This window comes from [Clostridium] polysaccharolyticum (assembly GCF_900111595.1).
GTDB lineage: Bacteria > Bacillota > Clostridia > Lachnospirales > Lachnospiraceae > Clostridium_AI > Clostridium_AI polysaccharolyticum.
Genome location: NZ_FOHN01000003.1, coordinates 211,818 through 236,221 on the forward strand (window position 1 = coordinate 211,818; position 24,404 = coordinate 236,221).

18 protein-coding genes and 1 other RNA gene are annotated in these 24,404 nt (G+C 36.7%); 13 read left to right on the plus strand and 6 right to left on the minus strand.

Annotation, left to right across the window (positions count from 1 at the left end; translation table 11 throughout):
- Positions 1-18 precede the first annotated feature (18 nt).
- Positions 19-624, minus strand: coding sequence for a TetR/AcrR family transcriptional regulator (locus tag BMY85_RS03240; RefSeq protein ID WP_092476417.1), 606 nt, complete (start codon positions 622-624; stop codon positions 19-21).
- 178 nt (positions 625-802) lie between these two features.
- On the opposite strand from BMY85_RS03240, the gene rfbA reads away from it, so the two are divergent.
- The 5 genes from rfbA to BMY85_RS03265 are packed head-to-tail and all read left to right on the plus strand — an operon-like array spanning position 803 to position 5,187.
- A complete protein-coding gene (gene rfbA, locus BMY85_RS03245) occupies positions 803-1,675 on the plus strand; it encodes a glucose-1-phosphate thymidylyltransferase RfbA (protein ID WP_092476419.1) in 873 nt (290 codons plus the stop codon).
- Between the two features lie 14 nt (positions 1,676-1,689).
- The gene (gene rfbC, locus BMY85_RS03250; protein WP_092476421.1) at positions 1,690-2,232 is read left to right on the plus strand and encodes a dTDP-4-dehydrorhamnose 3,5-epimerase; all 543 of its coding nucleotides are present in this window, start codon (positions 1,690-1,692) and stop codon (positions 2,230-2,232) included.
- Between the two features lie 42 nt (positions 2,233-2,274).
- The gene (gene rfbD, locus BMY85_RS03255; protein WP_092476456.1) at positions 2,275-3,156 is read left to right on the plus strand and encodes a dTDP-4-dehydrorhamnose reductase; all 882 of its coding nucleotides are present in this window, start codon (positions 2,275-2,277) and stop codon (positions 3,154-3,156) included.
- 1 nt (position 3,157) lies between these two features.
- Positions 3,158-4,234, plus strand: a complete 1,077-nt coding sequence (gene rfbB / locus BMY85_RS03260; RefSeq protein WP_092476423.1) for a dTDP-glucose 4,6-dehydratase — start codon at positions 3,158-3,160, stop codon at positions 4,232-4,234.
- A complete protein-coding gene (locus BMY85_RS03265) occupies positions 4,234-5,187 on the plus strand; it encodes an AEC family transporter (protein WP_092476425.1) in 954 nt (317 codons plus the stop codon). Before rfbB ends, BMY85_RS03265 begins: the two co-directional genes overlap by 1 nt.
- A 147-nt stretch (positions 5,188-5,334) precedes the next feature.
- On the opposite strand, the gene BMY85_RS03270 is transcribed toward BMY85_RS03265, so the two are convergent.
- Entirely contained in the window at positions 5,335-5,976 is a 642-nt protein-coding gene (locus BMY85_RS03270) for an Ig-like domain-containing protein (RefSeq protein WP_092476427.1), read from the minus strand.
- Between the two features lie 198 nt (positions 5,977-6,174).
- Here BMY85_RS03270 and BMY85_RS03275 point away from each other — a divergent pair, with 198 nt between their 5' ends.
- The 5 genes from BMY85_RS03275 to BMY85_RS03295 all read left to right on the plus strand — a co-directional run bounded on the left by BMY85_RS03275 (position 6,175) and on the right by BMY85_RS03295 (position 10,965).
- Entirely contained in the window at positions 6,175-6,864 is a 690-nt protein-coding gene (locus BMY85_RS03275) for a response regulator transcription factor (RefSeq protein WP_092476429.1), read from the plus strand.
- Between the two features lie 11 nt (positions 6,865-6,875).
- Positions 6,876-8,378, plus strand: coding sequence for a sensor histidine kinase (locus BMY85_RS03280; RefSeq protein ID WP_177180600.1), 1,503 nt, complete (start codon positions 6,876-6,878; stop codon positions 8,376-8,378).
- A 13-nt stretch (positions 8,379-8,391) separates the two neighbouring features.
- Positions 8,392-8,570, plus strand: a non-coding RNA gene (gene ssrS, locus BMY85_RS03285) — 6S RNA.
- 174 nt (positions 8,571-8,744) lie between these two features.
- Entirely contained in the window at positions 8,745-10,688 is a 1,944-nt protein-coding gene (locus BMY85_RS03290) for an NAD(+) synthase (RefSeq protein ID WP_092476434.1), read from the plus strand.
- Entirely contained in the window at positions 10,678-10,965 is a 288-nt protein-coding gene (locus tag BMY85_RS03295) for a hypothetical protein (RefSeq protein WP_092476436.1), read from the plus strand. The genes BMY85_RS03290 and BMY85_RS03295 overlap by 11 nt, the downstream gene beginning before the upstream one ends.
- Before the next feature lie 79 nt (positions 10,966-11,044).
- Here BMY85_RS03295 and BMY85_RS03300 read toward each other — a convergent pair whose 3' ends face one another.
- Positions 11,045-11,467, minus strand: coding sequence for a hypothetical protein (locus BMY85_RS03300; RefSeq protein WP_092476438.1), 423 nt, complete (start codon positions 11,465-11,467; stop codon positions 11,045-11,047).
- Positions 11,468-11,602: 135 nt separating this feature from the next.
- Between BMY85_RS03300 and addB the strand changes: the two genes are divergently transcribed.
- The 3 genes from addB to BMY85_RS03315 all read left to right on the plus strand — a co-directional run bounded on the left by addB (position 11,603) and on the right by BMY85_RS03315 (position 20,861).
- Positions 11,603-15,070, plus strand: coding sequence for a helicase-exonuclease AddAB subunit AddB (gene addB, locus BMY85_RS03305; protein WP_092476440.1), 3,468 nt, complete (start codon positions 11,603-11,605; stop codon positions 15,068-15,070).
- A complete protein-coding gene (gene addA, locus BMY85_RS03310; RefSeq protein ID WP_177180601.1) occupies positions 15,027-18,689 on the plus strand; it encodes a helicase-exonuclease AddAB subunit AddA in 3,663 nt (1,220 codons plus the stop codon). The genes addB and addA overlap by 44 nt, the downstream gene beginning before the upstream one ends.
- A gap of 75 nt (positions 18,690-18,764) precedes the next feature.
- Positions 18,765-20,861, plus strand: coding sequence for a methyl-accepting chemotaxis protein (locus tag BMY85_RS03315; RefSeq protein WP_143066308.1), 2,097 nt, complete (start codon positions 18,765-18,767; stop codon positions 20,859-20,861).
- Between the two features lie 314 nt (positions 20,862-21,175).
- Here BMY85_RS03315 and BMY85_RS03320 read toward each other — a convergent pair whose 3' ends face one another.
- The 3 genes from BMY85_RS03320 to BMY85_RS03330 all read right to left on the minus strand — a co-directional run bounded on the left by BMY85_RS03320 (position 21,176) and on the right by BMY85_RS03330 (position 23,676).
- A complete protein-coding gene (locus BMY85_RS03320) occupies positions 21,176-21,901 on the minus strand; it encodes a hypothetical protein (protein WP_143066309.1) in 726 nt (241 codons plus the stop codon).
- 192 nt (positions 21,902-22,093) lie between these two features.
- On the minus strand, positions 22,094-22,303 hold the full coding sequence (locus BMY85_RS03325) for a small, acid-soluble spore protein, alpha/beta type (protein ID WP_330387199.1): 210 nt from the start codon (positions 22,301-22,303) through the stop codon (positions 22,094-22,096).
- A gap of 194 nt (positions 22,304-22,497) precedes the next feature.
- The gene (locus tag BMY85_RS03330) at positions 22,498-23,676 is read right to left on the minus strand and encodes an ROK family transcriptional regulator (protein WP_092476447.1); all 1,179 of its coding nucleotides are present in this window, start codon (positions 23,674-23,676) and stop codon (positions 22,498-22,500) included.
- Between the last annotated feature and the right edge of the window lie 728 nt (positions 23,677-24,404).

Genomic DNA, 24,404 nt, shown 5'->3' on the forward strand with positions numbered 1-24,404 from the left:
TAAGAAAGAAACCCACCCCTATGAAAGGCGGTGGGTTTCTATTATATGCCGGATTGTCTGATATAAAAATGGTTTGTATTCTTCAATTGTAGCTGGTTCGTTGTATAGAATCGGACTGTAGCAGGTGGAACCGACTAGTTCAATAATGGTATACAGCATAATTTCAGCATTCTGAAATGTATAGCCAGAGTTTTTTATTAATGCAGCATAAGCATCAAAGAAATTAATTTCATCGGCATCTTTTTTGGTAATAATAGAACTTTTAAAAACTCCCCAGCTTAGGTTTTTTGAAATAAAGTTCAATAAAACCTTATTTTCCGAAAGCTGGTTTAAAATATGATCTATAATAAAAATAATCCGGTCAGACACTTCCGTCAGATCTGCCTCTTTATGCATTGCTTCCTTAGCACTGTGAAATAGCTGGCTTGCTTTATGAGAAATCAGTTTGTTACGAATATCGTATTTATCAGTAAAGTAGAGATAAAAGGTACCCTTTGCAACACCTGCTTTTTCAACAATGTCGGCGATAGAAGTTTTGTGTATGCCTTTTGTTGTAAATAATTCAAAAGCTGTACTTAAAAGAGCATCTTTCTTTTCCTTCTTTTTTCGCTCTACCTTTCCCATAGTAAACATCCTTTCATTCAGGTTTAGAAGATTAGTTTTTTGATCTAAGTTCCTCTTCTATTATAAGAAGTTCCTTTCTGTAAAGTCAATGTAAAATATAAAATTATGATTTATTATTGAATGAAAACAATAGGTGGGATATAATAAAAGAATTGAGATTTGTAATGGAGGTAAGAAAATGAAGGGCATAATTTTAGCGGGAGGCTTAGGAACCAGGCTGTATCCCCTTACAAAAGCAGTTTCCAAACAGATTCTTCCAGTGTATGATAAACCTATGATTTATTATCCACTGTCTACATTGATGCTGTCAGGAATAAAAGAAATATTGATTATTTCAACAGAACGTGATCTGCCATGTTTTGAACAGCTTTTAGGAACAGGGGAACCATATGGGCTGTCAATTTCATACAAAATTCAAAAAGAACCAAATGGTCTGGCAGAAGCTTTTATCTTAGGAGAAGAGTTTATTGGAAATGATTCGGTCTGTTTGATTTTGGGGGACAATATTTTTTATGGCAGAAGTTTTTCCAGTACTTTGAAAAGATGTGCAGAATTGAAGGAAGGCGCAGTTGTTTTTGGATATCTGGTTCGAGATCCAAGAGCTTATGGAGTCGTAGAATTTGATAAAGAAGGAAAAGCGATTTCTATTGAAGAAAAGCCAGAGAATCCAAAATCCAAGTATGCAGTTCCAGGATTGTATTTTTATGATAATCAGGTAATTGAAATTGCAAAAAGCATAAAACCGTCTGCCCGTGGCGAACTGGAAATTACTGCTGTAAACAATGCGTATATGGAAAAGGGACAGCTGTATGTAGAAAAGATGGGAAGAGGATTGGCATGGTTAGATACGGGAAGCCATGATTCTCTTTTAGATGCTTCTAATTATGTTGCATCTATTCAGAAAAGACAAGGGCTATATATTTCCTGTATTGAGGAAATTGCATATAAAAAGGGATTTATTACGAAAGAACAGCTGATTAAGCTGGCACAGCCATTGCTTAAGACCGAATATGGAAAATATTTAATGGATATTGCCCAGGATTTGATATAGAGGAGGACAAAAGAATGAATAACTTTACATTTGAAAAATGCGGAGACATTGAAGGATTATATGAAATTACGCCAAAGGTATTTGGTGATGCAAGAGGATACAATATTGTCTCTTATGAATATGAGCAGTTTAAAGAAGCTGGCCTGGATATGGTATTTGTACAGGACAATCAAAGTGCATCCAAAAAAGGGGTATTAAGAGGCCTTCATTACCAGAAAGAACATATGCAGGGAAAATTAGTGCGTGTAGTAAGCGGAAAAGTATTTGATGTTGCAGTTGATATCAGAAAAGATTCAAAGACTTATGGAAAATGGTATGGCATTGTGCTAGACAGTGAAAAGAAAAATATGTTCTATATTCCAGAAGGATTTGCACATGGCTTTTTGGTATTATCGGATTATGCTGAGTTTTTATATAAATTAACAGATTATTATCACCCAGAAGAAGAAGCAGGGTACATGTGGAATGATCCAGCAATCGGAATTGAGTGGCCTGAGATTGATGCAGAAGTAATTTTGTCTGAGAAAGATGGAAAATACGCTCCATTTACAAAATAGGAAACATATGAATATTAAGCAGGAGGTAGTTTCGTGAAAGTTATGCTAACGGGTGCCAATGGGCAGTTAGGACGTGCTTTGCAGGAATTATTGCAGCAGGAGCCTGAGGTAACAGTTTTTGCAACGGCAAGCAAGACATCTGCTTTGGAAGCACCATTTCCAGTTACTGTACTGGATATTACAGACAAGGAAGCGGTCCGTTCCGTGGTGCTGGAAGAAGCACCAGATATTATTATAAATTGTGCTGCCTATACCAAGGTGGATCAGTGTGAAACAGATGAAGAAAATGCGGCAAAGGTAAATGAAGATGGGCCAAGGTATCTTGCAAGAGCAGCAAAGCTTGTAGATGCTAAGCTGGTTCAAGTGTCTACGGATTATGTATTTGATGGAAAGTCGGAAAAACCGTATGTTGAAACAGATGAGACAAACCCTGTAAGTGCCTATGGCCGTACAAAGCTAGCTGGTGAAAAAGCTGTTATGGAAGAATGGGATAAAGTATTTATTGTCCGGACAGCATGGTTATACGGAGATGGCAAGAACTTTGTTAAAACAATGCTTAATCTTTCTAAAACACATAAAGAGCTTAGTGTGGTAATGGATCAGCATGGAACACCAACAACAGCTATAGAACTGGCAAAGATGATTTGGTTTATTGCACAGACTAGCCGTTATGGAATTTATCATGGAACATGTGAAGGCAGTACAACCTGGTATGAGTTTGCCAAGGAAATTTTTAACGTGTTTGGCAAAACAGTTCTTGTACATCCAGTTACCAGTAAAGAATATAATGCAGCTGCCAATCGGCCGGAGTATTCCGTTCTTTGCAACTGCAGATTAAATAAAGAGACAGATTATCGGATGAAAGAATGGAAAGAAGCATTGCAGGATTATGCAGAGTGGTTCCAGAAAAAGGGAGGAAAGTAGCATGAAGACTTATTTGGTAACAGGCGGCGCTGGATTTATTGGAGCCAATTTTATTGAATACTTATTTGAAACGAAAAAAGAAGCTGTAAAAGTGATTAATGTAGATGCATTAACGTATTCAGGAAATCTTGAAAATCTAAAGAGGGTAGAAGACAATCCTAACTATATTTTTGTAAAAGCAGACATTTGCGATAAAGCAGCCATTGAACAGATATTTGCTGGCCACGATGTGGACTATGTAGTACATTTTGCAGCAGAAACACACGTGGACAGAAGTATCCGTAATCCAGAAGTATTTGCAAAGACCAATGTAATGGGCACCTTGAATCTGTTAAATGCAGCAAAGAATGCATGGGAGACAGAAGATGGTTATAAAGAAGGGAAAAAATATCTTCAGGTTTCAACAGATGAGGTATATGGTTCTTTAGAGGAAGGAAATACATTTTTCTATGAAACAACTCCTCTAGACCCGCATAGCCCATATTCTGCAAGTAAAGCATCAGCAGATATGCTTGTGAAATCTTATGCAGATACGTATCAGTTCCCAGTCAATATTACAAGATGCAGTAACAACTATGGTCCATACCAGTTCCCAGAAAAGTTAATTCCTCTTATGATTAATAATGCTTTATCTGGAAAGAAATTGCCGATTTACGGAGACGGGTTAAATGTAAGAGACTGGCTTTACGTAAAAGATCACGCCAAAGCTATTTCTATGGTAATTGATAATGGAAAACTAGGTGAAGTATACAACGTTGGTGGGCATAATGAAAAAACGAATATAGAGATAGTAACGATTATTTTAGATACATTGCAGGAAATCCTTCCAGCAGACGATGCCAGAAGGGCAGGTGTTACCAAAGAACTGATTACTTATGTTGCAGACAGAAAGGGACACGACAGAAGATATGCAATTGCGCCTGATAAAATTAAAGAGGACATTGGCTGGTATCCGGAAACAAAATTTGAGGATGGCATCCGTTTGACGATTCAGTGGTATTTAAAGCATCAGCAATGGATGGAGAACATTACCTCAGGACAATATCAGGAATACTATAAGGAAATGTATTCTATATAATGAAAGATTTTTATTTTAGTTTAAATGCTACCATGCCAGTATTTGTATTAATGCTGGCTGGCTGGTGTTTTGGAAAAACAGGAATGCTGACACAGGAGTTTGTCCGCATTAGCAATAAATTTGTATTTAAGGTTGCGTTGCCGCTTTTATTATTTCGGGACATTGCAACAGTCAATATCCGTGATATATTTGATATTCGTTTTGTTTTATTCTGTATGATTAGCACTTCTATTGCATTTTTTGGAATATGGGGGCTAGCCTGTGTTTTTCTAAAGGAGAAAACATCCATTGGATCGTTTGTACAAGGCTCATTTCGAGGAAGTGCAGCTATTCTAGGAGTTGCTTTTATTCAAAATATGTATGGCAATTCTGGAATGGCACCTATGATGATTATAGGTGCAGTTCCGTTATTCAATATTTATTCGGTTATTGTACTGACATTTGGAGGAAACTTCCAGCAAGATGACCGTAAAAATGGCATACAAAAGGCTTTTTTTAATATTTTAAAAAATCCAATTATTATAGGAATCTTTTTAGGCATGATTGGTTCTTTGCTACATATATATGAAAAATTGCCACCGATTGTAGAAAAACCTATGGCAAATATGGGAAGTATGGCCTCTACTTTGGGATTGCTGGCTATTGGAGCTGGATTTGAAACGGGAAAAGCATTAGAGAAAGTAAAACCAGTTATATGGGCAACTTTCTTAAAATTAGTAGGCCTGCCTCTTATATTTATGCCAGCAGCAGTAGCACTTGGATTTCGGAATCATGATTTAATAGCATTTCTGATTATGTTAGGAGCTCCAACAACGGTTACTAGTTACATTATGTCTGTTAATATGAACAACGATGGTGTTCTTGCCTCTGGAATTGTTGTATTATCCACGCTTCTATCCTCTATTACATTAACAGGGGGGATTTATATCTTGAGAGTAACAGGCTTGATTTAATCTATGCTTGTGATGAGAAACAATGTAAAGGATGTATTTTCTTTATGTAAACAAAGTGAGAATTCCAATAGGAATCAATGTTCCTGTGGGAATTCTCACTTTATTTGCATGCTTATGTTATCTCGGCTTTTACTGCTGAGATGCATATTATTCTTTGACAACTTCAATGTAACATCGGTCATAGGTACCATTGGCAATACTGGCATATACGTAGGCACTTCCTTCACCAACTGCTGTGACAACACCTCTTGAACTTACAGTTACAACATTCGGCCTGGTTGATATATAAGTTGGTGTTTCGCATGTTATAGATGGTTTTAAATCCTTTTTCAGACTTACTTTGTCGTCTACGGACAATTTCAGCTTGCCATCAATTAGTTTTACACTAAGAGCAGGAGGCGTAACCGTGACATCGCATTTTAGGGATGTTACAGTCTTAGAACCTTCTTTTACTGTAACAGTAACCGTTGCTTCGCCGACTTCATTGGCGACAATTTCGGCTTCTTTATCACTTGTCTTTTTTACCGTTATAATAGAAGAGTCATTAGACTTAAAACTGATCTTCTGTTTTCTGGTTGTACGATATACTTTTAAAGTGTATGTTTCATCCACAATGCAAGATTTGGACTTCACATTCAGTTTTATCTTTGATACATCATCATCTATCTCTACTTCAGATGCTTTTACCTTACAGACATGTTTATCCAGAACTGGATTTGGCAAAATGAAAAAGGCAAGAAATAGAACTGCACCAATGCTGAATTTCTTTACAAAAGAAGATAATTTCATGATTTGACCCCCTTTCTATATTAGTATACATCTTACTTTAGTATAACTAGTACATTTGTCAAAAAAGTGGCAGCTTAAGAAAAAGTTAAGAAAAAATATATATTTACAAATATTTTTTGATACTTGTGAAAAAGTCCAGAATTGATTATAATAATGTAATATAAATGTGGGAAATTACATGTATATGGAGGGATTATAGTGGGAGCCATATTAATAGCAGATGATAACGAGGATATTACAGATATCTTATCAACCTATGTTGAGAAAGAAGGATATGATCCTCTTATAGCAAAAGATGGGGCAGAAGCCATTGAATTATTTGAAAAACACACGCCACAGGCAATCCTTTTGGATGTTATGATGCCAAAGGAAGACGGTTATGAAGTGTGCCGGAAGATCCGAAGCAGATCCAATGTGCCGATTATTCTGATTACTGCCAGAGGAGAGGATTTTGAGAGGATTATGGGATTAGACATTGGGGCTGACGATTACATAGTAAAACCATTTAGTCCTAGTGAAGTCATGGCCCGCTTAAGAGCTGTTTTAAGAAGAGTAAATACAGGCAGTCCTAGCAAAAGCGGAAATCAGGTTTCAATTGCAGATTTGACAATTAATTTAGATGAATATGTTCTGACAATAAGAGGGCAGAAAATGTCATTGACCAAAAGAGAGATAGAAACCATGTGGACTCTTGCCAATAATCCCAATAAAGTTTTTACCAGAGATAATTTATTAGACAGTCTGTGGGGATTTGATTATTTTGGAGATTCAAGGACGGTTGATTCTCATATTAAAAGACTGCGTGCAAAACTGGATAAGGTAGAGCATCCGTTATGGTCTATTAAAACCATATGGGGTGTTGGTTATAAGTTTGATGTGAGTGAATAATGGAGAAAGGAATGGAAAAAACAGGACGAAGAGAAGGTGGAATTATAAAGCGTTTTTATCAGAAACTGCTATTCCAGCTATTTATGTATTTTGCATTAGTAGTCTGCATGTTTGCAATTCTGCTTGGTGTTATTTATATGAAACTCTATGAAGATAACACAATCCGGACATTTCGCAATGATTTAGTCAAGAAGTCAGAGCGTATTTCGCAAAATGTATCAAACTATGCCAAACTGAACGATTACAAAGGATTTTCATCTTATCTAGAAACTATGCAATCCCTATTTGATAAAAATGAGACAGATATTTATATTATTTCGAATGTAAATTCCCAAATCGCATTAAGCAGTTATTTTACAAGTTACAATACAGTATCGCAGATAGAGAGTCTTCCAAAAGCAATGTATAAAATAGTAATGCTTGCATTTGAAGGGAAGGTTGCGTCTAACAAAGGCTATATCCAGCTGTACCATCGGCAAAGTGTATGTGTAGCAGTACCTGTAAAGGACACTGGTGGAAATGTTACTGGTGCGGTAATGCTGGTATCAGCACCACAAGACCAGATGCTTCTTTATAATGGGCAACGTTATATCATAATCAGCAGTATTGCAGCACTAATTGTTTCTTTTGTAGTTTCAATATTTTTGGCAGGAAAATTTTCAAGGCCAATTTCTGCTATGAGAAAAGTTGCATTGCGGCTGTCGGAAGGTGATTATGAAGCAAAATCAGACATTCGTAACGGTGGAGAAATTGGTGAACTGGCATGTTCCATTGATGTTTTGTCGGATAAGTTAAAAGAAAATGAAGTAATAAGAAACAATATGGAACAGACTAGAAGAGATTTCTTTGCCAATGTCTCCCATGAACTTAGAACACCTATTACAGTCATGCGTGGGTATTCGGAAATGTTAGTTGATGGAGTGGTTTCAAAGGAAGAAAAGAAGCAGCAGTATTATGAAAGAATGTTAGGCGAATGTAAGTCAATGGAACGTCTAGTAGGAGATCTGCTTATTTTATCAAAAATGCAGAATCCGGATTTTCAGATTGAAAAAGAACCAGTAAATCTAATTCAGGTGTTTCACGATATTATTCGGGGGATACATGTTGTTGCTGCTAAGAAGCAGATTGAGATAGAATGCCTTCATACAGAAGAATGCATTATGATGATGGGAGATTACGATCGATTACGCCAGATGTTTTTGATTATACTGGATAATGCAGTTAAATTTTCCAATGAGCAGTCGCACATAAAAATTGAAATAGAAGTACATACTAACATTACAATAAAGATAACGGATCAGGGAATTGGCATTGCACAAGAAGAATTGCCGTATATCTTTGAGAAGTTTTATAAATCTAAATTAAAACAAAATGAGCAGGGTTCTGGCCTTGGCCTTGTGATTGCAAAGCAGATTGCAATGAAGCACGGAGGCGTAATAAATGTGGAAAGTGAACTGGGAAAAGGTTCCACATTTCAATTTGTCTTTGACAAGACATGTAACCAGATGCTATAATAGAACAAACAAAAGATTCCTGGGGTGTTCGACAATCTTGTATTTTGAACCTACATTTATTGAATTGGGATTCCTATATTAACAAGAGGATGCCAGGCCTCCGACTGGAGAGGAAGGCAGAGGCTTGTTTGCGGTTGCCCACCTAGCATTGGCTAGGCGTCAAAATCCAAGAACCGGCATTTTGGGAGAGTATATGATAATTAAGCAGTGCTTCGGCACTGCTTTTTTAATACATGAAGCGAAGAGAAATTCTGCTGTACTTCCATTTTCCAGCTTAACCTTGTATTTTTCCAGTAGAATACATATAATAAATCTTATATGAAAATAATCTTTAATGATTTGACAAAATAGAAAGGTAGGATCAATATGAAACGTGGCTTTTTGAAAGTTTGTGCTGCGACTCCAGACGTTCAGGTTGCAAATCCTAAATTTAATACAGAACAGATTTTAAAGATCGTAAAAGAAAAGGAAAAAGAAGGCGTAAAGCTTATTGTTTTCCCTGAACTATGCATGACAGCATATACTTGTGGTGATTTATTCTTACAAGACATTTTGCTAGAGGAAACCAAAAAGCAGCTTGTGTATCTTGCGAAAGAAACAAAAGACTGTGACAGTGTGATAGCAGTAGGTTTTCCAATGACAAAAGATGCAGTTCTTTATAATGCTGCGGCTGTTTTATTTCACGGGAAAGTAATCGGAATTGTTCCTAAAACCCATATTCCTAATTATTCTGAGTTTTACGAAGCACGTCATTTTGCAATCGGTAATAACATAACAGACCATGTTTATCTGGATGGACAAGAAGAGGCAATTCCTTTTGGTACCCGGCTTCTGTTCCGCTGTTCCAATATGAAAGATTTTATACTTGGTCTGGAAATCTGCGAAGATGTATGGGTAGCTGTACCGCCATCAGCCATGCACGTAAATGCAGGAGCAACTGTAATTGCCAATTTATCTGCAAGTGACGAAACAACGGGAAAAGCAAAATATCGCCGAAAACTCATTAGTGGGCAGTCTTCCAACTTGATATGTGCTTATATCTATGCAGACGAAGGAGAAGGAGAATCTACTTCTGATTTAGTTTACAGCGGACATAATATTATTGCTGAAAATGGTATCGTGTTAAAGGAATCGCAGCGATTTTTAAACGAGCAGATTGTAACAGAAATTGATTTACAGCATATCCAGAATGAACGAAGAAGAATCTCTACCTATCTTGTAGAAGATGAGTCAAAACAAGGTTATACGTTTATAGATTTTGCATTTTCTAAAGTGGAGGAAGTGAAGCTTACAAGAAAGTACCGTCAGACACCATTTGTACCCAGCAGCAAACACGAACAGGAAGAGCGTTGCAACGAAATCCTTCTGTTACAGGCAATGGGACTGAAGAAAAGGTTACAGCATACACATTGTAAAAGTGCAGTTATTGGTATTTCTGGTGGATTGGATTCTACTTTAGCCTTATTAGTAACAGCTTTGGCGTTTGATAAAGCAGGACTAGACAGAAAAGACATCATCTGCGTGACCATGCCATGCTTTGGAACTACAGACAGAACATATACCAATGCGGTGGAATTAACCAGAGTACTAGGTGCAACATTAAAAGAGATTCCGATTCATGATGCAGTTGCTTTGCATTTAGAAAGTATTGGACATGACTTAGAGACACAGGATGTTACGTATGAAAATGGACAGGCACGTATGCGTACTCTTGTGCTTATGAACATTGCCAATATGCTTGGTGGCATGGTAATTGGAACAGGAGATTTATCGGAACTTGCGTTGGGATGGGCTACTTATAATGGAGATCATATGTCGATGTATGGGGTAAACTCTTCCGTACCAAAAACTCTTGTGCGTTATCTGGTAAAATACTATGCAGACACCACAGAGGATAAAAAACTTGCTAATATTTTAAATGAAGTACTAGATACACCAGTCAGTCCAGAACTGTTGCCGCCAAAGGATGGTGAGATTGCACAGAAGACAGAGGATATCGTTGGTCCTTATGAGTTACATGACTTTTTCTTATACTATATTTTACGTTTTGGCTATATGCCAGCTAAAATATTTTTCCTTGCGACAGAGGCATTTAAGGGAAAATATGATGGAAAGACCATTTACAAATGGCTGGCCAGCTTTTACCGAAGATTTTTTGCTCAGCAGTTTAAACGTTCCTGCTTGCCAGATGGTCCAAAAATTGGAAGTGTTGCAGTATCACCAAGAGGTGATTTAAGAATGCCAAGTGATGCAAGCGTGCAGATCTGGTTAGATGATTTAAAAACATTGGAGGCTGAATATGGAGTTTGATTTTGAAGATTTTATAGAAGAGATTAAGTTTCAAATGACGGAGTATGACTGTTTAACAGAAGATGATATTATGGAATGGGAAGAAAAAGCACGTGCCTGGGTTGATGAAAATCCAAAACAGCCTTACCTGAAATATAAATCATCCGATGATATCATAGTAAAATTAAAAAATGAAGATGCAGAAGTGGAAGTGCCACAGGAAATAGCAAGGTTATACTATCGTGCAGTAAGAGAGGATGCAGTGGAGAAATACTGGGACGATTTTAAGTTGATGTAGCCAATGAAAAAAAGTTCTATCGTAAAGCAGGAAGCTTAGCGGTAGAACTATTTCTTTAAATAAATATGTAAGGGAATCGTTAGGATACGGCATTCTCCAATGCTTCTTCAACACCTTGAATCAAAAGCATTTCTGTGTATTTACAATCTTTTGAAATGACGATTTCCTCTAAGGAAGTGTTGTTTTTAAGCTGTTTCGTAAGATCTTCTAAGGCTGGCTCAACTAATGGATTCATTGTTGTAATGGAGTCACTTAAGTTGGTAATGGACACATTATTGATATGGTTCTCATCTACAACAACTTCAAGATTTAGAGAGGATTCCCCTAGTGTTATCTGGTGAGTATAAACGCCAGGTACATATTGTGCCTGAGAAGTCTTATGTCTGCCTTTTGGAAGGAACATTAAGACTAAAAGTAAAATGAGCAGAATTCCAAGTCCTACAAAAATTGCAGTATAGACAATTTCTTTCATTTGGATTACGACAATTCTAGTTTTTGACATGAGAACCTCCAAAATACTAACTAAATTGTGCGAAGTAACGTATCATTCGCCTTTAGTAATATAATAAATGATTAATACAATAGTATGAGACAAAAGCGAAAAATATGACAAAGAGATCGGAAAAGGGAGGCATATATGGCGTTACAAGTTGTGCTTGGAAGTTCAGGAGAAGGAAAATCTTACGAACTTTATAGCAAAATAATTAAAGATGCAAGAAAGCATCCAGAACAGAATTTTATCATCATTGTACCAGAACAGTTTACGTTACAGACGCAGAAAGAACTGGTTGCCATGGACCCAAAGCATGGCATTATGAATATAGATATTTTGAGCTTTCTGCGTTTATCCTATCGTATTTTTGAGGAAATCGGGCAGCAGGATCTGGTTGTGCTTGAAGAGACGGGAAAGAGCATGCTGGTGCGAAAAGCATTAGAAGAGAAAAAGGAATCACTGACTGTGTTAAAAGGGGATATTAAGAAATCTGGATTTGTGGCAGAGGTAAAGTCTTTATTATCTGAATTTATGCAGTACAGCATTGGCTTAGAAGAACTGGAAAAGATGGTGGAGTTAACAGAGAAAAAGCCATTGCTGCAGGCAAAACTAGAAGATACTCTCCTAGTCTACAGGCGTTTTCGAGAACTTTTAGAACATAAATATATTACAGCAGAGGAAGTTTTAGAAGCCTTATGTGACAGTATTGAGGAATCCAGAATCATAAGAAACAGTACCATCTGCTTTGACGGATTCACTGGGTTTACTCCTAATCAGTATAAGGTACTGGAAAAGTTAATGATACTATGTCCAAAGGTTTATGTTACCGTAACTCTGGACCGCAGGGAATCCCTTAGTAAGAAAACGGAAAAGTTCCAGCTCTTTCATTTAAGTAAACAGACTATAGATAAGCTGTATCAGATTGCAAGAGATACGAAGACAGAGATTTTAGAACCGTGGTATGCAGGAAAGGGACAAGAGGTTCCGTACCGTTATCGTAACAGTAAGCCGCTTGCTGTCTTAGAAAGGAACTTGTTTCGTTTTCCATATCAAAGTTATAGTCATGAGCAGAATGACATTCAGATTATGTGTGCCTCTAGTCCGAAAGGAGAGGTTTTGTATACTATAAGCCAGATTAATTATCTGATTCGGGAAAAAGGCTATCGTTATAGGGATATTGCAGTGGTAACAGGGGATGTAGAAAGCTATGCCAATATTATTGAGAGAGAATTTTATAAGGCGGGCTTTACTTTTTTCTTAGATCATAAGAAAGATATCCGCTCCAATCCATTTATTGAATTACTTCGTTCTATGCTGACGATGTTTAACAGTAACTTTACTTATGAAAGCGTATTCCGCTATCTAAGAACAGGATTACTAGACTTTAGCGAAAAAGAAATTGATGTATTAGAGAATTATTGTATTGCACATGGTATACGTGGGCTGAACAGCTGGAAGAAACCGTTTCGGAACCGAAGCAAAAGAGAAAATGGATTGGATTATGGACTTTTAAATAATATCCGTGGTAAAATGATGGAACCGCTTCTGGTATTTGAACAGGAAGTGAAAGAATCAAATACGGTTCTTGCTTATACAAAAGCATTGTATCAGTTTATTGCAGGCCAGAACATTTTTGAAAAGCTTGAGGCATATTGCGGACAGTTTGAAGAAGAAGAAAAACCGCTTTTAGTGAAGGAGTTCCAGCAGATTTACCGTATCATTATGGATTTGTTTGATAAAATGGTGGAACTGCTTGGAGATGAAACGGTAACTTTAAAAGAATATGAGGAATTATTAGATACAGGGTATTCGGAAATTAAAGTCGGTTTAATTCCTCCAGGGGTAGACCAGATTGTAATTGGTGATATTGAAAGAACCCGTTTAAAGGACATTAAAGCGTTATTCTTTATTGGAGTAAATGATGGCGTAATTCCTAAAATAGGAGACGGTGGTGGCCTGTTATCGGATATGGACCGTGAGGCATTTCAGGCGGCTAAGTTAGAACTTGCACCAACAAAGCGGGAAAATGCTTATACAGAGCAGTTTTATTTATATTTAAATATGACAAAACCTAGTGAAAGGCTGTATTTGACTTATTGTAATATAGGAGCAGATGGAAAGGCGAAAAAGCCATCTTATCTGATTGGAAAGATGAAGAAACTTTACTCTAAGCTTCAAGTGCTGGAGGAAAGTAATCTGCAGACGAAAATACAATACATTCTGGACGCAGACAAGGGGCTTCGTTATTTGCTTGGAGGTCTTCGGAATTTTCCAAAGGAAGAACAGGAAGATGCCTGGAAGGAATTATTTACGTATTACTGGTCTACAAAAAAGGGAAGAGAAAAACTGTTACATCTTTTGGATGGCGTGTATTACAAAAGTGAGGAAAAAGGACTTTCGAAAGCAGTAGTAAAAGCACTTTATGGGGAAGAGTTAGAGAATAGTGTTACTAGATTAGAACAGTACGCTTCCTGTGCATTTGCTCATTTTATGGCATATGGGCTGGCATTGCAGGAAAGAAAGCAGTTTCAGGTTGCAATACCAGATATCGGAGATTTGTTCCATGCAGCCATAGAGAATTTTTCTAAGGAGATAAAAAAGAATGGATTTACCTGGCATCAGCTAAGTACAGAAGATATGGAAGGCCAGAGAGAACTGTTTGTTAAGGAAGCTGTTATACAGGCTGTTGAAGAACGTGGAAATGATGCTATTTTCAGTACAAAACGAAATGAATATCTAGTAACCAGGCTAGAGAGGATGACATCTCGTACCGTATGGGCGTTATGTAAACAGATTGCCCAAGGGGATTTTGAGCCAGCGGGATATGAAGTATCCTTCACTCCAATTGACAATCGGAAAGCTGCAACTATGCCGTTAGGAGAGGAGTTTACTATGCGTCTGAAAGGAAGAATTGACCGTGTGGATTCTTGTGAAGATGAGGAAAATGTATATGTAAAAATCATTGATTACAAGTCGGGAACAACGGGATTTGATTTGCAGAAAATCTATTACGGATTACAGTTACAGCTTGTGGTGTATCTAGATGCAGCGATGGAGATTACCAAGGAGGCATATCCAGTAAAAAAAGTAATTCCAGCAGGAATTTTCTATTACCGCATTGAGGATCCCATGATTGAACGTCTGGCAGGAAAACCATCTAAAGAAGAAATGGAGGAGGACATTTTAAAAGAATTAAAGGTAAATGGACTGGTAAATGAAGACAGAGAAATCTTGAAAAAACTGGATCATATATTTGCAGAAGAAAAGTCCGTAAAATCTAAAGTAATTCCTGTAGAGTTGACGGCGAAAGGAGCATTTAGTGCGTATTCCAGCGTGGCAAAAGAGGAACAGTTTTACGCTCTCACTCAGTATGCGAAAAGTAAGCTGCAGGATTTTGGGCAGGAAATTGTAGAGGGAAATACTAAGGCAGAGCCATATAAATTAGAAAAACGGACGGCGTGTGATTATTGCAAGTATGATGGAATCTGTGGGTTTGATAAGAAGCTGCCGGGAAGCCAGTACCGAATGCTTAAGAAAATGGACAAAGATTCTATATGGGAGGAGATTCATGGCAAGTGTGAAATGGACAACGGAACAACAGAAAGTAATTGATTCAAGAGATCGAAACATTCTTGTTTCTGCGGCAGCAGGTTCTGGAAAAACAGCGGTGCTGGTAGAGAGAATTATTCAGATGGTAATGGATGAAAAACGGCCTATTGATATTGACCATCTTTTGATTGTGACATTTACTAAGGCGGCAGCTTCCGAAATGCGGGAACGTATTGAAAAGGCATTGGAGAAAAAATTAATGGAGAATCCGGACAATCTTCATTTGCAAAAGCAGATGACATTGGTTCATAGTGCCCAGATAACGACCATTCATAGTTTTTGTAAATCCATTATAAAGAATTATTTTAGTGTAATTGAATTAGATCCAAGTGTGCGCTTAGTAGATGAAGTAGAACTGCAGTTATTAAAAGCGGATGTAGTAGCCGAACTGTTAGAAGAGGAGTATGCAAAAGAAGAGGAAGCTTTTCTGCATTTTATTGAAGCATATTCCACAGGAAAAACGGATGAAGGAATTGAAAAATTCATTCTGCAGCTTTACAATTTTTCCATTAGTTATCCTTGGCCAAAGGAATGGCTTGAAAAACAGAAAGAGTCCCTTTTAATAAGTTCAGTAGAGGATATGGAGCAGACAGACTGGATGCATTTCCTGACAGAATATATCTGTAGCATGTTTGAAAGCCTTCCAGAAAAGATAGAATATGCTATGGAGCTATGTGGTGAGGCAAATGGTCCAGCTGCTTATTATAGTGCACTGGAATCGGATTATCAGATTCTTAAGAATCTTGTTACAAAGAAAACTTACCAGGAATTGTATGAAGCACTTTCCAGTCTGGAATGGGAGAAATTAAAGAGGATTTCAAAGAAAGACGAAGTGGACCCAGAACTTAAAGAGGAAGTAAAAGCATTACGAAAAGAAGTAAAAGATGCAGTGGAGGATGTAAGGAAAAAATACTTCTATCAAGATGTACAAAGTATGTATGAGGATCTGGTTAATACCAAGGAGGATATGTGCGTTCTTTTAAATCTGGCAATGGATTTTTATGACCGTTTTCAGACGGAAAAGCTTGAAAAAAAGGTTATGGATTTTAATGATCTGGAGCATTATGCCCTTAATATACTTATTGCGGATCACGATGGGGATAAGGTGACCTATTCAGAGGTGGCCAATGAGTTAAGCCAGTATTATGAAGAAATCATGATCGATGAATACCAGGATAGCAATAATGTGCAGGAACTTCTGCTGGCCAGTGTATCCAAAATCCGTTTTGGAAAGCCTAATGTATTCATGGTAGGAGATGTAAAGCAAAGCATATATAAATTCCGTCTTGCAAGGCCTGAGCTGTTTATGGAGAAATTAAAGTCTTACAAGCCTTGGAAAGAAGGGGATAGTGAGTACCAGAGAATTGATCTGCGTAAAAATTTTCGAAGCCGTGGTGTTGTATTAGACTTTACCAACTTTATTTTTGGCCAGATTATGCAGGATAAGTTAGGAAAAGTAGAATATGACGAAGAGGCAGCACTGTATCTTGGAGCTGGATATCCAGAAAATGATGCGAATTATGCAAAAAGTGTAGAAATCATTTTCGTAACGGACGAAGAGGAAATAGAAGCAGAGCAATTAGAAGAAACAGCAGAAGAAAGCCAAAGAGAGCTAGAAGCACGTGCTGTTGCTGAGAAAATCAAGGCGTTGATGGCAGATGGATTTCAGGTTTTTGATGGAGAACTTCAGGAGTACCGTTCTGTCAGGTATAGTGACATTGTAATTTTACTGCGAACCGTTTCAGGCTGGTCAGAAGATTTTGTAACAATTCTTACAGGAGAAGGAATTCCTGCTGTATCCGATACTCAGAGTGGGTATTTTTCTGCCATCGAGGTAAAAACGGTACTGAATATGCTTCACATTATTGATAATCCAAAACAGGACATTCCCCTTGCATCGGTACTTCATTCCCCAATGTTTGGGCTGACCTCCGAGGAAATGGGGAAGATTCGTGCAAAAGATAAAGCAGATGACTTTTATGATGCAGTAGTCTTTTATGGAGAAAATGGCGAGGATGAAGTCTTGAAAGAGAAGCTGAAAATCTTTTTGGAAAAACTTTGGCAGTATCGGAAAATGCTTCCCTACACGCCTATTCATCAGATGATAGAAATGGTAATGCAGGATACGGGGTACTATGAATATGTATCGGTAATGCCTGCTGGTGAGCAGAGAATGGCAAACCTGGATATGCTGTTACAAAAAGCACAGGATTTTGAAGGAACCAGCTATAAAGGCTTGTTTCAATTCAACCGCTATATTGAGCGTCTTCATAAATATAACATAGATTTTGGGGAAGCTTTTTTATCGGAAGATGGAATGGATGCTGTACGCATTATGAGCATTCATAAGAGCAAAGGGCTTGAGTTTCCAGTAGTCTTTGTATCAGGCATGGGCAAACCGTTTAATCTTCAGGATGCAAGAAGCAAATTGATTGTACATGAGGACTTGGGGCTGGGAGCAGATTTTATTGATGTGGATATCAGATTAAAAAAGCCTACATTACGGAAACGTGCAATTCAGAAAAGGATAGCTTTAGAAAGCTTAGGGGAAGAACTTCGAGTGCTTTATGTTGCATTGACACGTGCCAAAGAGAAGCTCATTTTAACTGGTTTTGTGAAAAAGCTAGAAGATACCATGGCAAAATGGGAGAAATCCAGAGACAGACAGAGTGAAAAAATGAGTTATCTGGAACTTTCCCAAGCAAACTCGTATTTTAGCTGGGTAGGTTCTTGTTTGTTCTATCCAAATACTTTGCCAATTGAAATCACCAAAAAAAGCTGGCACCCATTTATTGTTTCAGAAGTAGAAAAGTCTGTGGGACATCAGTTTGATAGAGAGGCATTGCTTCAGTGGGATACACAAGAGGTTCATAGTGGTGAAATTCGGGATCAGATAAAATACCAGCTTTCTTTTCCGTATCCATTTAGTCGTGAACAGGAAATACCAGCCAAGTTTTCTGTTACAGAGTTAAAGTTAAGATATGGACAGGAAGAGGAGGCTAAGAATCTTGTGTCACCAGTTCAAGAGGAAAAAAATAAGGAAGGAACAGAAGGCTCTGCTGCAGTGATACCTAAGTTCATGAAAGAAGAGACAGAGGAAACACCAGCAGCAAGAGGTATCCTATATCATAAGGTTATGCAGGAAATCTGCTTTGCAAAGATAAATGAGAAAGAAGATGTGGGTGAGGAATTAGACAGGCTTGTAGAGGAACAGAAAATTACCAGAGATCAAAAAGAAAGTTTAGACATTAGAAAAATACAGGCATTTTTTCATACTGATTTGGCAAAACAAATGAAGCAGGCAGAGTGTGAAAACCGTCTTTTCAGGGAGAAACAGTTTGTTATGGGGGTTCCGGCCAATACCATTCCAATTGGCAGTACCAGTGAAGAATTAGTTTTGATTCAGGGTATTATTGATGCATACTACGAAACAGCAGATGGGGTGGTATTAATAGATTACAAGACAGATTATATTCCTTATGGCAAAGAGGAAGAATTTGTAAAAAAATATGCCTCTCAGGTTGAATATTATGCATTGGCGTTAAACAAGGTTTTGAATAAAGAGGTTACGGAAAAGTATTTATATTCATTCGCTATGAAAAAGGTACTAAAAATTGAATAAATATCCAATTATATATGGAAGATAAATTTGGAATATGGTACAATTAGGATATCAAGAAACGAAAGGGTGATTCGATTGAAAAGGAAAAAGGTCGTGAAAGGTGATTTGCCTGAAAGGACAGTTCCTAAGTCTAAGAATGATTCTAAAATAAGAAGTTTACGCTCGAAACTTATTATTTCGTTTTTGATTCCAGTATGTTTTATTGTTGCACTAGGGGGATTTTCCTATAGACAGGTTTCCAGGGCAATGATGAAACAATACGAACTTACGGCAAATGATACTATGCAGGCAAGCAATAATTATTTTAGTATGGTTACTAAAAATGTGGTGCAGCATGTAATCAGAATTGTTTCTACTTCTGATTACAGTACATATTTTACAAACAATCATGTAAGTGATTTGGAAAAAAATGCATCGTTCCGTTCAGTAAAAGTAGATTTGATTAATTCGGGTGTTACTGTGGATGCACTGCGTTCCATTGTTATGATTGGAAAAGACCGTAATCCAATAACCAATCAGAATGTGAAAATGGATCCGACCTTCTTTGAACAGTTTTTGAAGACACCGGAAGGAAAGAAATTGGAAGAGGATAAAAAGTTTCAGGATACCTGGCTTGGATATCATGCTTTTGCAGATGAAGTTATGGGCCTGAAAAAAGATAGTTATGGGCTGGCATATATCAGAAAAAGCTCCAATGGGAAAACTTTTGTATTTGCAGATATAGATAAAGCGTTTATTATTTCTATGTTAAATGATATGTATCTGGATGGAAGTAAGACGGCACTGGTTTCCCGTGATGGGAGAGAAGTGTATGCAAGCAAAACTGTCAAAAAGGGAGAAAAAAATATATTTACGGAACTGGACTGTTATAAAAAGGCAGTGGAGGGAGCTGCTGAGACAGGATACTCCTATGAAAAAGTACATGGGGAAGATTATCTGTTCCTTTACCATAAGGTAGGAAAAACAGGAGCAATGCTGTGTAACCTGATTCCAAAGAGCCGGATGGTTGCCAATGCCAATGCCATTGGCAAGGCTACAATAGCATTTACCCTGTTAGCAGCAATAGTGGCTATTTTAATTGGTGCATACATATCAAGTGGGATAGGAAATACCATTAAGAGGATTTTAAAAACCATAAACCAAGCCTCAGAGGGTGATTTGACTGCAAGGTTTACAACTAAGAGAAATGATGAGTTTAAAGTATTGGCTATGCGGTTATCCCATATGCTTGAAAACATGCAGGAATTAATTGGAGAGGTTTCAGGAGTCAGCAGCAGTGTACTTGGTTCAGCTACAGTCCTTTCCAAAACTTCTGATACCATGCTGACTTGTTCGAAAGAGGTTTCAGAAGCAGTAAATGAAATGGCAACAGGAGCAATTAAACAAGTAACAGAAGCCGACATTTGCGTAAGGCAGATGAATGAGCTTTCCAATAGAATTGGTGATGTTGTTGTAGAAACCAGAAGAATTGATGAAGTTTTTGAGAAAACAAAAAATAAAGTAGATAATGGAATCGAGGTAGTAAATGATTTAAATAAAAAGTCAAGAGCTACTATTAAAGCAACGAGCGTAATTACAAATGGAATTGAGAGACTTGAAAGTAAATCCATTGAGATTGAAAAGATTATACAAGTGATAACCGACATATCGGAGCAGACAGATTTACTCTCTTTAAATGCTTCTATTGAAGCTGCGAGAGCTGGAGAGGCTGGAAAAGGATTTTCCATTGTGGCAGAGGAAATACGAAAGCTGGCTTTAAAATCCATGGAAGCAGTGAACCAGATAAGTGAAGTAGTTGGCTCCATACAAGAAGAAACAAAAGAAACTGCCAATTCAGCAAGAAATGCTGGGCAGATGATAGAGAACCAGAAAGAAGCATTGGCAAATACCATAGATGCCTTTGAAACAATTAATGTTAACATGAATAAGCTTGTACAGCATATGAGCAAAATTAAAGAACAGGTAGAAGCTATGGAAACAGAAAAAGCAGATACCTTAGATTCCATTCAGGATATTTCCGCTGTTTCACAGCAGTCAGCCGCATCTGCACAGCAGATTAATGCGACAACACAAAGCCAGACAGAGGAAATGTTTGAATTGTCAGGTTCCGCAGATAAGATGGCAAAGGATGCATCACTGTTACAGAACGCAATTCAGAAGTTTACGGTATAATATTTATAAAAATAAATACTGCCAGTCTCATGATGTAGTGAAGTCATGAAATTGGCAGTATTTTTTGGATACATTTAAAATATTATTTCTTTGTTCGTTTTTCTATAAAGTAGCGTAGACATGCAACGGAATCCAAAAGTAAGATAACGGATATAATAAAAATAAAGAATATTAACATATATAAATTAAGTTCAATTATTCCTGCTACACCGAATAAAAGGGTAATTAATGATACAAGCCCTATAAAGGCTGAACAGAAGAATATAAAAATTAGTCTCTTTCTATCCATATTATTTAATCACCATCCTTTGTTTTTATAATTTCGTACCATAGAGTTTTATTGTATCGTATATATCACCTGCTTTTTTTGCGTTTCCAGCAGCGTTTATTAATTTTGTGATAGCAGCGGTTAACCCACCCAATGTTCCAGTAAAGCCAGCAGCTAAAACTGCAACAACTAGTGCTTCTGGTGCTACAGCAGCTAATAAAATACCGCCACCACCGAATCCTATTACTTCAGAAACAAATGCAGCTCCTTCTGCAGCGATTACAGCGTTATAATCAGAATTGCATTTATCAATATAATTTATGTACTTGTTAACATTACTTTTTCTTGTAGATGACAAGGACGTTAAGTTAATACGATAATTGTAATTGCAACCTATCTTGAGGTAATCAATTTCTCCATTTACACCATAACAATAATAGTATTTCTTATTCATTTTTTCATAAACTTTATTTCCATATTTTATTGAAGATGTGGCTAGCGTTTTAGCAAATAAGATTGTTTTTGATTCGCCGTAAACATTATTTTGTGGTGTTATATATGTGTTACCTTTGTATGTGACAGCTATTTCTGTTTCAGAAATTATGTAATTTAAAACGTCAGTTGGGGAGTCAGCTGGTGTGACTGTTAAATATACTTTACCATCATCTATGTATTTAATAGTATCAAATTCCTTTCCATTAATCTCGTAATGTTGACTGGTGTTTTCTTGAGCATTTAATTTGATACAATTGGTGTTATAACAAGTTCCCAAAATGGTAAGCACCATTAAAATTATATTAATAAACAATACTTTCAACATTATAGTACATGGCACAAAGGAAGTAAATTCCTTTTTTAGAAATACATTTAGGGTTTAAAATGATTTGTTCTAAAAAATAAAGGGTTGAAAATCTGAATTCAGATACCCAACCCAAAACATAAATCTGATTTTAATTTTTTTATCTTAGTTACCCTTCTGCTTGCTCCTGCTAGCTAAAATGCCGCCGATACGTCCACTTTCCTTAGCAGATAAAGAACGCCATCCAGTTTTAAACACTTTATCTACTACACCGATTTCTTCGGCAATTTCATATTTTAACTGATCTTTTTTGGGAAGCTGCTTTACATCTTCCATATTCAGAATTTTGGGTTTTTCTTTTTTTTCTTTAGGCACAAATACCACTCCCTCATAATTTGTGATTCATAGTGATTTTTAAAACATATTATAATGAAAGTGTAACCATATAACATGGAAATATACATAGAGAGTAAGGACTTTGAGTGGATCTGGCTGTAAAGCAGAAAAACTGCTACAGTCAAGAAAGAGTGTAGCAGCCCTAGAGTTTTATATATCATAGCAATTTAAAGTTAAAATAAATGTGCTGTATTTTCCTCTGCCTGAGTAAAGTCACTAATATGTAAAAATTCTCTGACAGCAACACAGATTCCTCCATACAGGACAGAATTATTTAAACTGGATGCAGCAATTTTTTTCTGTGAGCCTAAATCACAGTTAAGAACAGTTTGAATTTTCCCGACTAAACTTGGAAAACGGTTTGTTAAAGCACAATTGATTACAAAGTAATCTGGATTGTAAAGATTCATTACGTTATTTACACAAATAGCAGCATATTTAACGAACTGATCCATGATTTCAAATGCTTCAGGTGTTTTATCTTCATACCCTTGGAATAAATCTGCTAATGTTACATCTGGTACATGGATTTTTTCGGAGTAATCCTGTAACAGACTTGGGATAGACAGATACTGTTCCAGACATCCGTGATTGCCACAGGAACATTGCCTTCCATCTGGCTCAACAATCATGTGGCCAATAGAACCCGCATAGCCATTATTGCCAGTGTAAAGCACATTGTGCAGGACCATGCCAAGTGAAACAGTATTATGTATATTTAAGTTCGCAATATTGTCGTATGTAGATTTGAAAGTATACTCGCCTATTGCTGATAAGTTAGCCTCATTCTGAATATACACAGGAATTTGAAATATTTGTTCCAATTTGTTTATTAAATCAATATTAGAAATATCCGAATGAGATGCAAAATGTTTTGCATAGGTAATTCTGTTACGATGTACAACCCCATGAATGCCAATGGTAATACCTACAATTCCATAAATAGAGTTGGAAGTGAGTTTCTCCATGGACTGAATTAATTCAACTAAGCATTCGGTAATCTTATCTGGATCTTCTGGTACTTGAATGCTTTTATACTGTGCGGCTTCCCCTCTTAAGTCCGTTAGGGATGCAGAAATTATAGTATCCCCCAAATCGATACTAATCGCATAGCCCGCTTTCTGGTTAAATGATAGAAGAATTGGCTTACGGCCAAATTTTGTTTCATCACTTCCAATCTCTAATACAAGTTTCTGATTTAATAAATCCTGAACGATGCTGGAAATGGTAGCTTTTGTTAAGCCTAGCTTTTTCGCAAGAAAAGCTCTGGAAATTGGATCGGAAGTTATGATTTCTTCTAAAACATTTGTACAGTTAATATTACGTATTAATTCTTTGCTGCCTCTTATCATCACGTCATACCTTTCTGTTAGATTATATAGTGTTTTGCTTCTCCTTTATTTTATCATAAAAGCAAAGATCATAAAAGTATAAAGTAGGCATCTTTTCGGGCCTTTATTATGGGGGAAAAAGCATTTAAGTAGGAGGAAAAATCATTAAATTTATATTATAGGATAAGTTAAGGAAGATGAGGTGAAATACAATAGTATGTGGGAAAAAATATAAGATAAAGGAATCATGTCCATGTAAATAAAAGGAGTGAAATTTATCCTGTTAAGAATGAAATTTTAAATTCTTACATCAAAGTTTGCAATTTTAACACATTTGTTTTTTTAGGGAGTTTATGGTGTATGATTATTCCATAATCATATGATGAGGAAATGATTAAGGGAGTATTTTTTATAAAGGTTGTGCATTATGGGAAAAGTGCACAACTTCTTTTTATATATCGAGATCCAAAAATTTCTAATGTTGTTCTAAAGTGTACTAGTATCTTTAAAATTATATGTAAAACCCCTCTAATTACTGATTAGCCTCATATTTCGACACATATCTCCTTTGACATGCTATAATCTAGATAAATCAAACGAACAAATAAATGTAAACCGTAACCGAAGTCTTACAGAACAGACAGGAGGTCAGATTCTAAGAGATGGACGTTATTTTCAAATGAAAGGTATGTGAGTGTTATGAAGAAATATGTAGAGAAAACAATGAACCAGTATTTAGAAGAAAAATT

Coding starts and splice junctions, on each gene's coding strand:
- BMY85_RS03240 (WP_092476417.1), bottom strand. CDS start 624: ATGGGAAAGGTAGAGCGAAAAAAGAAGGAAAAGAAAGATGCTCTTTTA.
- rfbA (WP_092476419.1), top strand. CDS start 803: ATGAAGGGCATAATTTTAGCGGGAGGCTTAGGAACCAGGCTGTATCCC.
- rfbC (WP_092476421.1), top strand. CDS start 1,690: ATGAATAACTTTACATTTGAAAAATGCGGAGACATTGAAGGATTATAT.
- rfbD (WP_092476456.1), top strand. CDS start 2,275: ATGCTAACGGGTGCCAATGGGCAGTTAGGACGTGCTTTGCAGGAATTA.
- rfbB (WP_092476423.1), top strand. CDS start 3,158: ATGAAGACTTATTTGGTAACAGGCGGCGCTGGATTTATTGGAGCCAAT.
- BMY85_RS03265 (WP_092476425.1), top strand. CDS start 4,234: ATGAAAGATTTTTATTTTAGTTTAAATGCTACCATGCCAGTATTTGTA.
- BMY85_RS03270 (WP_092476427.1), bottom strand. CDS start 5,976: ATGAAATTATCTTCTTTTGTAAAGAAATTCAGCATTGGTGCAGTTCTA.
- BMY85_RS03280 (WP_177180600.1), top strand. CDS start 6,876: ATGGAAAAAACAGGACGAAGAGAAGGTGGAATTATAAAGCGTTTTTAT.
- BMY85_RS03290 (WP_092476434.1), top strand. CDS start 8,745: ATGAAACGTGGCTTTTTGAAAGTTTGTGCTGCGACTCCAGACGTTCAG.
- BMY85_RS03295 (WP_092476436.1), top strand. CDS start 10,678: ATGGAGTTTGATTTTGAAGATTTTATAGAAGAGATTAAGTTTCAAATG.
- BMY85_RS03300 (WP_092476438.1), bottom strand. CDS start 11,467: ATGTCAAAAACTAGAATTGTCGTAATCCAAATGAAAGAAATTGTCTAT.
- addB (WP_092476440.1), top strand. CDS start 11,603: ATGGCGTTACAAGTTGTGCTTGGAAGTTCAGGAGAAGGAAAATCTTAC.
- addA (WP_177180601.1), top strand. CDS start 15,027: ATGGCAAGTGTGAAATGGACAACGGAACAACAGAAAGTAATTGATTCA.
- BMY85_RS03330 (WP_092476447.1), bottom strand. CDS start 23,676: ATGATAAGAGGCAGCAAAGAATTAATACGTAATATTAACTGTACAAAT.